The organism is Mariniphaga anaerophila, from assembly GCF_900129025.1.
Classification (GTDB): domain Bacteria; phylum Bacteroidota; class Bacteroidia; order Bacteroidales; family Prolixibacteraceae; genus Mariniphaga; species Mariniphaga anaerophila.
Genome location: NZ_FQUM01000011.1, coordinates 87915 through 100003, shown reverse-complemented (window position 1 = coordinate 100003; position 12089 = coordinate 87915). Strand labels below are relative to the sequence as shown.

Sequence of the window (12089 nt, the reverse complement as noted above, 5' to 3'; positions counted from 1 at the left end):
TCCCGTTCAAAAAAGCTTTTACGATTAATAATCCAGAAAATGAATTAATTTTGAATGAAAGAAAAATACCAGACAGAGTTTAGATTACACTCCCGTTTCAACTTTCCCGATTGAGCCATAATTCCATATATAATCATCTATAATCTTTTAAAAACAATTTACAATACAAACATTTCTTCCAACTAATAAACTAGTTCCAAAGTGGCAGCGACAGGCAAATGGTCAGAAAGAGTAACCCTTGGAGTTTCTGTTGAAATCACTGTCCATGCTTTTATTGGGGATACAAAGATGTAATCTATTTTTGACTGTGGACTGTGGGATGGAATGGTAAAATCGAATGACGAAACCTGCTTCCAAGAAGCCATCCCCTGGCTTATCTCTGGAGAATCAGGTTGTGCATTAAAATCGCCGGCCACAATTAGTGGATACGGATTTTCTTTCAGTGCGTTGTTGAGCGCCTTTACCTGTAACTGCCGCACCTCCGACGATGGATAATCGAGGTGCGTGCAAACCATTGTGATTATTTTCCCATCGGCAAGTTCTACATCGGCCAGCAATAATGCCCGCTGTTCTTTGGATCCATTGGGCATAGGGAGCATCACCCGTTTTGTTTGTAAGAATGGATATTTTGACAAAATACCTATTCCGTAGTAACCCCCAGCATAGGGGATGGTCTTGGCATAGGCAGTAAGCATCCCTGTACGAAAACCTAACTCGGTGATAAAATCTTTCCCGTTTTGCAATGGTGCACGCTCGCGATAGGTTTTTACATCTACTTCCTGCAAAGCAATTATATCCGGATTTTGACTTTTAATAAAGTCGGCCAGTTGCTCCAATGAAGCCAATTCTCCAAAACGAAGGTTGTAACAAAGTACTTTCAAAGTGTCGTTCTTCGTATTCATTCTGGGCTGGGCAGAAATGATCCTCCATCCAAAAATCAGAATAACAATAATAATAAAAGCTCTAATTAACTTTTTCATTTTCAATTCATGAAATGATTAAATAACAAATTCACTACCAGAGCGGCATCTTTACATATTTGTTTTGTCCGGTTAAACAGTTAGTAAATGCGATCTCGGTTTCGGACGGAATATTAATACGAAGTACTTCCCTAGGATAAATAGCGATGGAGTATGCATATTCCCCAAATTGTATTTGAAACAGAAGATCTGATGTATTGCAAATTTCAATAGAATTTTTTTTCAGATTGACAACTTTTACAGAAAGTGATTTTTTGATGAGGGATTTGATATACTTCTCACTTCCGGCCAGATGTTTATTAAAGTAAGCAACAGTGCGACCATCAAATAAAGCTTCTTTAATTCCTTCAACAGAACGTTCTTCAACAAAGACCAATGTCATTGGTCTTTGAAATTTTTCACGATACATATTTGCACTGGTATAATGGAGATCGGTATTTGCGAAATAAGCCAACCCATATTCATTACACCAGTCCAATACTTTTGGGTAGTATTCCCAAGAATTAAAAACTTCAGCTCCATGTAATTTCTTTTTTGCAATCAATTCTTTATGTATAGGATATAAAGTGCTGGTATCATTTGGCCATCCGGGATGATTCCAGATTAGGTAAGCACCCTGTTTTACTGCTTCATCAATAGCATCCAGTTCATTAGCAACTTCAATTTTATTAGCATCCTGAACAAAAAGGGCATTAATGTGCCCTAATGGTTTCGAGCGGGTGATTTCCGTTCCTTTAATGACAAGCATTCCGATCTCGTTACCCTGCTTCAATGCCATTTCGTTCGATGTGTTTAAATCGCTATTGACAATCGATTTATTCGGGTGGTATTCAATATGATCAGTAATAGCAATGGCATCCAGACCGTCATTCCATGCTTCGTTTACTCGCATTCCGGGCCATACCTGCCCGTCAGAAAAAATTGTGTGAATATGAAAATCACATTTAAGAGTTTCATATCCTTCTATATCGGGAATATTGATATAATACCGATAACTCTGTTGGTTCATTTCCCGAAATTCGTACACATTTGCATTTTGTTTTTGAGCACTTATTTGCGATGAAATATAAACTGTACAAAATACCGTAATAAAAAGCGTCTTCTTCAGATTTTTCATTTTTTTCAAAAAGCTATTATTAAGACAATAAACATTTAGGTGAATTCTTCTTGAAATTTCAGGGTTATTCTAACTTCTCGACTTGAATTTGAAAGGAAGAGATTTTTTTATTGTCTATTTGTATTTCAGTGCTTTCTCTGACTATCCATCTTTTAGTAGTTAAAATAAAAATCGCTTGTGAATTTGCACTACTGGTTCCTTCAATGGAAACAAAACGATAGATTTCAGAAGGGAATTCTGATTCGAGTTGTTCTCTAAGTGTTTTATTTATAGTGCCTATCATTACAGTCTCATCATCAATATTTTCACGGATGATAGTAGCTCCAGGAGAAATGTGGGTTCCCTCTTCAAAAGAAATGGTAGAAAATGACATGAAAAGAATTGGACTTCCATAGGTAGGGATGGAAAACCATGTACATCCGTCAGCCACTGGAAGAGTTTTCATTTCAGTGGTGGTATGTCCAATTAGTACACCTGAACCTCTCACTTCGTTGTCTGAAAGGGAACTTTTATTGAAAAGTGGAACTTTACCAGCTTGAGCTGCAATTGAAACCGTTGGGTTCAGTTGATTGGCAGTGTTTAAAGAGGCATCGGCGCAGTGCAGAATAGCTACCCTATGGGGTTGGTTTTGCAATTGATTTACTAATTCAGTATAACTGCTTGTTTGAAATAAGGTTTCATTGTTTAATCGTGAATAAAACTGAATGGTAACAGTATTGTTTTTATTCCAAGGTGATTCGTCTTGTTCCGTTTCATTATTTTTTGAACAGGCAACAAGTAGTATCATTGATAATGCTGTCCAAAAAAAAATGTTCAATTCCTTTCTAGTCATCATTTACTGAAATTTAATTTCTGCCAGGACAGGGCAATGATCTGAAATGCCGGTTTTTTTTATCACTTGGTAGCTGATGGTCACACATTTTTCTTTAGGATAGCCGAAAAGATAATCGATTTTTTTTATTGGATTATCTGGGTGGGTCGGGCTGTCATCACCAATTTGCTTCCATTGCTGCATTCCGTCTACAATGGCACTTTCTTCCGGTTCTGCATTAAAATCACCTCCTACTATTATAGGCATTTCACCTTCCAAAAGGTAGGAGTTCAGGGCGCTGGCCATAACCGATCGGACTTTATCGGAAGAATGGTCGAGGTGAGTGCTTGCAAATTTTAGGTTTTGTCCCGAAGGAAATCCTATTTCAGTGATGAGTACCGCGCGCTCTTCCTTAGTTCCGTCAGGTGCCGGAAGCGCATAGGTTTGAAAGGCAGAAATCGGGTATTTGGAAAGGACAGCTATCCCATACTCGCCTCCCTGGTAAGAAATAGCTTTTCCAAAAACGGGGAACATTCCTAAGGCAGCGCCCAGTTCAGTTGCGAAGTCCATGTTGTTACTCCGTGCTACTTTGTAGTCTACTTCTTGTAAAGCCACCACATCGGGTTGATAGTGGCGGATGAGGTCGGCAAATGGTGTAACTGAATACTGTGTGAGTTCTCCGGACCTGCATACATTAAAACTCATTATTTTCAGATGAAAAGGGCTGGTTTGTGCAATGCCTGGTTGGAAGGCAAAAAGCCAACATAACAAGATAATACCGTGGTACAATTTATAATTCATATTTATTGTCTATGATGTTCCAGAACGTTTTTTGAACCTAAGAATATGTATTAAAATCCAAGAGGACATTTTATATGAAATAAAGAGCCTCTTGAATTTTTTATTGCCTTTTTATTTAATTTCCGTCATTTGTAGCACCGTCTCCCCACCCGGTGTTTTGGGTGATATTCGGGTTTTTAACCATTACGTTATAAGGAATAGGATAGAGGTATTGTTTTTCACCCCATACCCTTTTGTAGTTGTTCGGATAATCCCATGTTAAATAAAAACCTTCTGCATTTTCAGCTTTTTTTACTAGTTGTAACTGGCTTGAGCTTCCACTACCTTCTTCCACATAAACTGTGGCACAGTTGGCACTGGCTGTGTTCCAATCACCCGTCAATGCTTTTGCATTTTCTAGTTCCTCATCGGATGTATAAAAAATGACATCGTAAGTTCCATCGTGGTCTAGGTCTATAGGAATGTTGAGTTCAGGAATATACATCCCATCCCAATTCATTAATAACAAGCTGCCGCATTTCCATCTTCTCAAATCATTGAATCGGAATCCTTCGAGACATAGTTCTATAGCCCGCTCCCGACGTATTTCGAGCAGTACCGGATCTGAGATGTCAGGAAAGTAAATAGACTGAAAGTAGCTGTCAATAGTTGTGGGTTTGGTTGAAAGTCCGCCGGTGATCCCGGCGCGTGCACGCAAAGCGCCAATAGTTTTGGCCCAATCGGCATCGGTCAATGTTTCCAGTTCGGCTTTGGCCTCTGCATAATTGAGTAATACTTCTGCGTAACGGAAAAGCGGCAATGCATTGGTGTTCAAGCTTGCATTGTCATATACGGTTTCGTCTAAACAAAATTTCAGCGGTTGGTAACCTGTACGGACATAGCCTGCGAAATCAGGAGCAGTAGCTTCTCCTTCGCGAGCATACCCAGGGGTGCGGATGGTTTGTGGCAAACGGTAATCACGGTTCTGGCACTCTTCATAAAAAGTTTCGGTCTCCCAGCCAGTCTTGCTGGTGTAGGGTGTTCCATTGAGTTGCAGATAAGTATTGATATACGGTCGGATCATACTGAAACGGTTGCCGAAAGTGGGCGAGGTCCATTTCCAGTTGGCATTGTGGTAAACGCCCAACTCTGCACTAGAGCATACTGCCATCAATACTTCGTCGGTGATAGGACTGTCGTTGGTGAACAGTGCCCGATATGAATTTTCAACTCCTTCAGCAATATAAAGTTTTTTACCAGAGTTGTTCATTAAATATTCGGATATCGTCACTGCACGCTGTAACCATGTTTCGGCAGAAGTTGACAAGCTTAAGTTGTGGTATCTGCGGAAAGTACCTTCAAACAAACATACGCGTGACGCAAAAGCATAAGCAACCCATTTGGTCACCATTGATCCAGTGGCATCAGTGGTAACGGTAATATTGTTACAAGCAAATTCAAGATCTTCATAAACCTTTTCCATTACCAGTTCACGTGAATCACGGGCAGCATATAACTCCACGTCGTCCACGTCAAGCGGTTTGTCGATCCACGGGACATCGCCAAAAGCAGTTACCATATTATAATAAAAGTATGCACGGAATAAACGAGCGATGCCGAGATAATTGTTCCTGACAGTTTCTTCAACAGACTCATCAGCACAATTTTCAATAAAATAATTCACATTACGTAAATCATTCCAGTTCCAACCACTGCTGATTTCTTCACTATAAGCATTTTTTGAAAGAAAGTCAGGCAGGTTGTTAATGGCACCAAAATCAACCAAATCAATTTCTATCTGGTTCAGTCCACTTCCGGTTGGCAACATGTTATAGAACGAATAAGAATAGGTTTCAAGGCCTGCTTCAGAACTGAATACAGCATCTTTCCCAACAGAAGATTTAGGAGCTTCGTAAAGGTCACACGAAGTGACCAGAAGGAATACAATGAACAAAGAATAGAATATTTTTTTCATAATAATTATGCGCTAAAATGTTAAGGATAAACCAAAAGAAATACTCCTCATTATTGGGTAACTGTTTCCATCTCCCATTGAATTTGAGCTTAAATCAGATTCTGTTCCTGAAATCGCATTTGTAACGTCGAAATCTTTTGTACGTTTATAAAGTGGCGACCAGCACCATAAGTTTTCTCCAGTTATATATACTCGGGCATTTTGCATTTTTACTTTTGAAACCCAATGTTTAGGAAGAGTATAACCAATTTGCAGATTTTTCAAACGAATATAGGCAACATTTTGAAGGTATCTGTCGGTAATCGTATTGCCATATCCTAAAGATCGATTGTATCCGGCATAACGTGGAAGATAGGCATCGGGATTATCTTCGGTCCAGTAGTTGTTGATATGCCAGGAAGGAAGACTGTTATACGGGCGATTGTATTGTCCCCAGAAACTGGATTCTTTACTTGGAAACCAATCCTGTTTACCCACACCCTGAAAAAATGCAGAAAAGAAAAAACTATTCCAATCACCATTAAAGGTAAAACTATAAATATAGCGAGGGCTCTCGTTACCAATAATTCTCTTATCTCCAGGATTATCAACGGTATTATCTCCATAATCGATTTTCTTGTTATTGTTTAAATCCATAAACTTAAGGTCTCCTGGATAGGTTGTACCATTGTTCGAGGTTTTAATAATGGTATTGACGTAACCTTCAGTTTCAGCCTCAGACTGAAATAAACCGTCAGTTTTATAACCCCATATTTCACCAATTTTCATTCCTTCATAATAATCGCTTAAACTATTGGTAGCATTGTTATACCGGTCAATAGTGGAGCTGTAGTCATGCAGTGTGGCTCTTACCTTGTAGTGGAATGGTTTGTCGGCTAAAGTAAAACTATCGTTCCATGTTAACGATAATTCCCAACCTTTTGTAGTCATATCCGCATAATTCCCTTTGGGCGAAGTTGCTCCAAATACATCAGGGAGAGTTACTCCAACCGTATACATATCCGTGGTCTTTCGAACATAATAATCTCCAGAAAAACGTAGTTTCCCCTTCATCAGCCCAAAATCGAGGCCAAAGTCAGACGTTGTGGAGGTTTCCCATGTCAAACTGTTAGGTATAACAGCAGGATTACGAGTATATTTATTTAATGATCCATTAATTACCCGACTTGACGTGCTGATGGAAAGCAATTCCTGAAAACTGTATGGGGAAACATTCCCGTTGCCGAGAGAACCATAAGATGCACGCATTTTGACATCGGAAATAGCATCCTTATTGATTTTCCAAAAGGGCTCTTCCGAAATTCTCCATCCGGCTGATATGGATGGGAAAAAGGCAAACTGCTGAGCATCAGGAAATTTCGACGAACCGTCATAGCGACCATTAACTTCAACTAAGTATCGATTTTTATATCCATAGTTTAACCGGAAAAATCCGGCAGCGATTCTCCATTTGTTATAAGAAGCTGATGTCGTAATAGACTCGCCTAAAGAAAGGTTCAAACTTTCTGCATCTTCCAATAACAATCCATTTCTCTGAACAGAGGTGTAATTGTACTTTGATGTTTCATAATTATAGCCTGCCATTCCTTTAAAATAGTGATCTTCATCAAAAGTATTTTCAAATTCGGCATACAGGTTTGTAGCTGTATAGATAGTGTTTCCAAATGTTTCGAGGTAATCGTTGTATTTTGTCCCCGTATAGGAAATTACTCCCTCTGATGTACTGTAGGGTACCTGTACCCTTTTTCGATTCCCGTCGTTTTCATAATCACGGAATGTAAAATCTCCGTTTATCCTGAGTTTATCTTCCAGAAATTTTGCGGTGAATCCTGTGGTGTTTCTCAATACCTTTTTATAGGTGTTTTTTGCATTTTTCCCGTAAATGAAGTCTCCAACTGCATAACTTGATGCCCTAGTCAGTGTCCCGTCGGGGTTATAAACTGTCGCAACAGGCGGTGCGTCCACTTCAATAATTCGTTGAATTGAATAACCATACTCACTCACGGTGATAGGAATATGATATTTCATATTTGAAAACTCCATATTGTTTGTCACTTTTAGCCAATCAAATATTTGAAGTGAGCCTTTAGCCCGGATGTTTAACATTTGGTATGTATCGGGGTTGAAATCATACAACCCTCCATAGTCATAAATGCGACCTGAGATGTAAAAGTCCGATTTATCTGAACCACCCGATATAGTAATATTATGGTCCTGAGCAAGCACCTGATTCTTATATAGCAAATCATACCAATCTGTATTTCCATAGTAGATATAGTCTCCATTCGTTGCAGCTACTACTTCCTCTATTACCCCTTGTTCTTTGCGTTGTTTGAACGTTTCAAGCCAAGCATCGGAGTATGATTGGACAGTGTTAATTTTACTAGGAAGCGATGAATAATTATACCATCCATAATAGGCTTCGCGAAATCTTTCAGCCCAGATGTAACCATCGCTTACAAAGTCAGGTGTAGTTGTGGGAGACTGAACCGAAAAATTTCCCGTATAGTTAATTGAGGTCTTTTCTTTTAAAGCCTTTTTAGTGGAAATTAAGACAACACCAAAAGAGGCTCGCGCTCCATATATGGCTGCAGAAGCTGCATCTTTCAATACGGATACACTTTCAACGTCGTTGGGATTAAGCAAGGCGGGATCACCCTCAACTCCGTCAATCAAAACTAATGCACTTCCTCCTTGTCCTATAGAAGTTGTTCCACGTATATTATATGATGCCGAACGTCCTGGTTTTCCATCTTCCAATGAAATATTAAGGTTGGGAACCACACCTTGCAAAGCTTGTGTAACGTTAGATACCGATCGGTTTTCAAAAACATCGTTAGTTATTTGATCTACAGCCCCGGTAAGGTTTGCTTTTCGCATAGTTCCATAACCTATTGCAACTACCTCTTCCAATCCAATTGTCTCTTCCTCCATTACAACATTGATATTTGACCGGTTTTCCGTCGCTACCTCCTGCATCTTCATCCCTACAAAAGAGAACTGCAAAACCGCGGCTTCCGGAATATTTGCCAGAGAGTATTCTCCATCCGCATTGGTTACTGTCCCCTGGGTAGTACCTTTCACCACAACAGTTACGCCCGGAAGCGGCTGACCGCCTGTATCCGTTACTTTACCCGACACAGTATTCCCCTGTTCTACGTTACCAGCAACTCTTCCTTTAGAATTTTTTTCTTTGGCATTTAGGATAACCACATAACGATCAATTATTTCATAAGAAATTCCATATGGCAATTTTTCATCAAGAATCTGGTCCAATGTTTCATTGGTAACATCAACATTAATCGTCTGTGTTGGATCAAGCTTTGAATTGGAAAAGGCGAACCGGTATTCGGTCTGTTTCTCCACCTCTTTAAAGAATTGTTCGTAAGCAATTCCGGAAAACTGCATTGTTAACCGTGTATTCTGCGAATAAACACTTGCAGAAACCAACATCGTCGAAAACAGTAATACAAAAATCGTTAGTTTCATAGTTCTTAGCATTTTTCGTAACAGGAGATATTCATTCCCTGTTAGGAAAGGTTTTCTTTTTTTCATAAATTTGACAAGTTTTAGTAAATAAAATATTACATTTTTCGGGCATTGCCGGCGCAAACGGCTTTGTCCGTTTTTTTTATTCCATACTTCTACTTTTTAATAATAACACGCCCTCCTTCTACTGAATACTGAAATCCGTTTGCCTTTGAAAAAACCTTTAAAACCTGTTCAAGTGTTTCGTTCTTTTCAAATCTGACGGTAAGGGTTTCGGATTTAAATGAATCAGAATCATACTCAATATTTATATTGTACCACTTCTCAAGCTGTTCAATCACATCATCAAACGAAGCTAAATAGAATGCCAACTGTTTATCTTTCCAGCCCAGTTCGTACTCTTTATTGAAAGACTTAACTGTGTATTCCTTTCTATTTTTATATAAGACAAATTGCTGTCCCGGATGCAAAACTTTAAGACTTGGGCCACAACTTACTTCAACAGCCCCCTCAACCAGCGAAGATTTAACTTCTGAAGATTCCGGATATGCAGAAATGACAAAACGGGTTCCAAGTGCCTTGGTTGTTACGTTTCCCGCAGTAACTTCAAAAGGCAGCTTTTCGTTCTTTTCCACTTCGAAATATGCTTCTCCTTTCAATTCAAGGCTTCGTGACTTTGTCCCGTAATTAAGCGGATAACTTAATTTGGAATCTACATTCAGCCACACTTTTGAGCCATCAGGAAGTATCACGTTCGTTAGCTCACCTTTTTGTGTAGACAGTGTCAACATCTCATCAGACACAGGCTGTGTAAAATAAAAGTAAAGAGCAGCAGCCAGTATTGGAACAATTAAAAGCGCTGCTGCCTTTGATAGCACTATGAACAACCGGCGCGTTTTCCGATACGAAGATGAACCACGAATTTGTTTCCTAATCTGCTCAAACTGCAATTGAACATCCTCTGACTCACTGGAATCCCATTTATTTTCCAGAAAATCAGCAAGCTCTTCCCTGTAATGAGAATCATTTAACCGTTTATCCAGACGAATGGATTCATCCTCTGTAAGTATATTTCCTGCAATAAACTTTTCAATAATATCGTTGGTCTTTTTATCCATTCGTTTTTCAGATAATTTCGTGTACAATATTGAATACGTTTGAGAAATATTTTTCCGTGATCCGGAAATGCTTTTTTTATCATTAATTTTATCACCTCGCACAAAAAACTTTAGAATCAGGAATATAACGGCAAATGAAAATTGATTTTCCCCGGAACAAAAATTACAGATACATAAAAAAAAGAAGGTTCAAAAAGAATTTCATCTCTTTCCGCAAAAAGGCAAGAGAGCTGCGCATTTGCGAATCAACTGTATTTTCTGAGATGTCGAGTTTTTGGGCAATCTCTTTATAAGTGAGCCCGTCTATCCTGTTCAGTTTGAATATTTTTTGGCGTTGCGGAGGTAGTTTTTCTATTGACTCAAAAACTTTCTTCTCCAACGCTGAATAACTTACACTTGCCAGTGGAGTATCCTCTGCAGCAGGCTCCTCTTTTTGCAGATGATAAAATAGCTCTTCAAGATACTTTTGCTGGTGATATCGTTTCCGCATCAAATCGATAACCATATTACGAGCAATGGCAAAAAGGTAGGTCTCAAAACTTTTGTTTGTTTTTATCGACCGCTTGTTTTGCCAGACCTTAAGGTAAACCTCCTGCAAAACACTTTCTGCATCTTCACCTGCCGGAAGAACTTTGGTGAGAAAACCTTTTAGTTTGCCTTTGCTCCTGTGAAAAATCAGCTCGAAGGCCATTTCGTTGCCAAGCCGAAGTTTTTCAACAAGTTCTTTTTCGATTTTGAGTTCTGACATTGCAATTAGCTAGAAGTTCAAAAATAGAACATAAAATTCGTTACAAAAAAAATTATTTGTTTTTTTGCAACGAAGCGCTACCCCAGCACTAGAGAACCACCAAAGAAAACAGGCTTCCATAAAAAGCCTCATCGCATTTTCAAACAAATGCTGACAAAACAAAATGAGGACACTTCGTCCCCATTCGCTCAATTATATATTTTAAAATCGAAACACAGCAACCAATCAGGCAATTCCTCCACCGTCAACAACCAGGTAGGCTCCGGACACCCACGAAGACAAATCGCTGGCAAGAAACAACACTGCATTCCCGACGTCTTCGGGCGTTCCCAGCCGTGCGATGGGGCGTTGTGCGCATTCTGTTTTATAATCATCATTGTACTGGCCTCCCAACTGCTCACATTCGCTGCGCAACATCGGAGTATCCACGTCGCCCGGGCAAACCGTATTTACGCGGATGTTGTCTTTCCCATGATCGATACACATGGCACGGGTCATGTTCAGCGTTCCGCCTTTCATGGCGCAGTATGCCACAGCATTCTCGCCGCCACGTAACGACCAGCCGGAGCCGGTGTTGATAATACTTCCGCCCCCGCCTTTTTTCATGTAGGGAATTATATATTTCGACAACAGGTACTGCCCTTTCAGCGACACATCCAGCGCCAAATCCCACTCATCGGGTTCTAAATCAACGGCGTTTTTCCGCACAGCAATGCCGGCGTTGTTATGTAAAATGTCAATCCGCCCAAAAGTATCAAAAACTTTATTGGCAGCGTTCCGGCAATCTTCAGCCATTCTCACGTCACATCGGATAAATATTACCTGTACGCCCAAGGCCGCAATTTGCTTTTTTGCCTGCTCGCCTTTCTCTTCGTTAACATCCAGCAACGCAATGTTTGCACCGGCCTCGGCCAGTTTTGTTGCAGAACCGAGCCCGATTCCTGAAGCGCCTCCAGACACAACTGCTACTTTTCCCTCCAGAGAGAGAGCTCTTAAAATATTATCGTGAACCTTCATGCTTTTTAATTTTAATCGATGATTATCCGTTTTCTTACCCGGCTCAATCGTTTT

Annotated in this window: 9 protein-coding genes; all 9 read right to left on the bottom strand. The window is 39.8% G+C overall.

Annotated elements, in window-relative coordinates; translation table 11 throughout:
* Positions 1-182: 182 nt before the first annotated feature.
* The 9 genes from BUB08_RS17745 to BUB08_RS17705 all read right to left on the bottom strand — a co-directional run bounded on the left by BUB08_RS17745 (position 183) and on the right by BUB08_RS17705 (position 12035).
* Positions 183-980, bottom strand: coding sequence for an endonuclease/exonuclease/phosphatase family protein (locus BUB08_RS17745; RefSeq protein WP_073003259.1), 798 nt, complete (start codon positions 978-980; stop codon positions 183-185).
* Positions 981-1014: 34 nt separating this feature from the next.
* Entirely contained in the window at positions 1015-2097 is a 1083-nt protein-coding gene (locus tag BUB08_RS17740; protein ID WP_073003258.1) for a PHP domain-containing protein, read from the bottom strand.
* Between the two features lie 64 nt (positions 2098-2161).
* The gene (locus tag BUB08_RS17735; RefSeq protein ID WP_073003257.1) at positions 2162-2932 is read right to left on the bottom strand and encodes a hypothetical protein; all 771 of its coding nucleotides are present in this window, start codon (positions 2930-2932) and stop codon (positions 2162-2164) included.
* Positions 2933-3613 carry an endonuclease/exonuclease/phosphatase family protein gene (locus tag BUB08_RS17730; RefSeq protein ID WP_175550038.1) on the bottom strand — a complete coding sequence of 227 codons (681 nt, stop codon included), beginning with the start codon at positions 3611-3613 and terminating at the stop codon, positions 2933-2935.
* A 211-nt stretch (positions 3614-3824) separates the two neighbouring features.
* Positions 3825-5663 (bottom strand): RagB/SusD family nutrient uptake outer membrane protein, encoded by a 1839-nt coding sequence (locus BUB08_RS17725; protein WP_073003255.1) that lies wholly within the window; start codon positions 5661-5663, stop codon positions 3825-3827.
* A gap of 12 nt (positions 5664-5675) precedes the next feature.
* The gene (locus BUB08_RS17720) at positions 5676-9152 is read right to left on the bottom strand and encodes a TonB-dependent receptor (RefSeq protein ID WP_083570844.1); all 3477 of its coding nucleotides are present in this window, start codon (positions 9150-9152) and stop codon (positions 5676-5678) included.
* Between the two features lie 155 nt (positions 9153-9307).
* Positions 9308-10270, bottom strand: coding sequence for a FecR family protein (locus BUB08_RS17715; protein WP_139249783.1), 963 nt, complete (start codon positions 10268-10270; stop codon positions 9308-9310).
* Between the two features lie 163 nt (positions 10271-10433).
* Positions 10434-11018 (bottom strand): RNA polymerase sigma factor, encoded by a 585-nt coding sequence (locus BUB08_RS17710; RefSeq protein ID WP_073003253.1) that lies wholly within the window; start codon positions 11016-11018, stop codon positions 10434-10436.
* A 225-nt stretch (positions 11019-11243) separates the two neighbouring features.
* Positions 11244-12035, bottom strand: coding sequence for an SDR family NAD(P)-dependent oxidoreductase (locus tag BUB08_RS17705; protein WP_073003252.1), 792 nt, complete (start codon positions 12033-12035; stop codon positions 11244-11246).
* Positions 12036-12089 lie beyond the last annotated feature (54 nt).

Excerpts from the sequence above, each read along its gene's own strand:
- BUB08_RS17745 (WP_073003259.1), bottom strand. The coding sequence starts at position 980 with ATGAAAAAGTTAATTAGAGCTTTTATTATTATTGTTATTCTGATTTTT.
- BUB08_RS17730 (WP_175550038.1), bottom strand. The coding sequence starts at position 3,613 with ATGAGTTTTAATGTATGCAGGTCCGGAGAACTCACACAGTATTCAGTT.
- BUB08_RS17710 (WP_073003253.1), bottom strand. The coding sequence starts at position 11,018 with ATGTCAGAACTCAAAATCGAAAAAGAACTTGTTGAAAAACTTCGGCTT.
- BUB08_RS17725 (WP_073003255.1), bottom strand. The coding sequence starts at position 5,663 with ATGAAAAAAATATTCTATTCTTTGTTCATTGTATTCCTTCTGGTCACT.
- BUB08_RS17715 (WP_139249783.1), bottom strand. The coding sequence starts at position 10,270 with ATGGATAAAAAGACCAACGATATTATTGAAAAGTTTATTGCAGGAAAT.
- BUB08_RS17735 (WP_073003257.1), bottom strand. The coding sequence starts at position 2,932 with ATGATGACTAGAAAGGAATTGAACATTTTTTTTTGGACAGCATTATCA.
- BUB08_RS17740 (WP_073003258.1), bottom strand. The coding sequence starts at position 2,097 with ATGAAAAATCTGAAGAAGACGCTTTTTATTACGGTATTTTGTACAGTT.
- BUB08_RS17720 (WP_083570844.1), bottom strand. The coding sequence starts at position 9,152 with ATGAAACTAACGATTTTTGTATTACTGTTTTCGACGATGTTGGTTTCT.
- BUB08_RS17705 (WP_073003252.1), bottom strand. The coding sequence starts at position 12,035 with ATGAAGGTTCACGATAATATTTTAAGAGCTCTCTCTCTGGAGGGAAAA.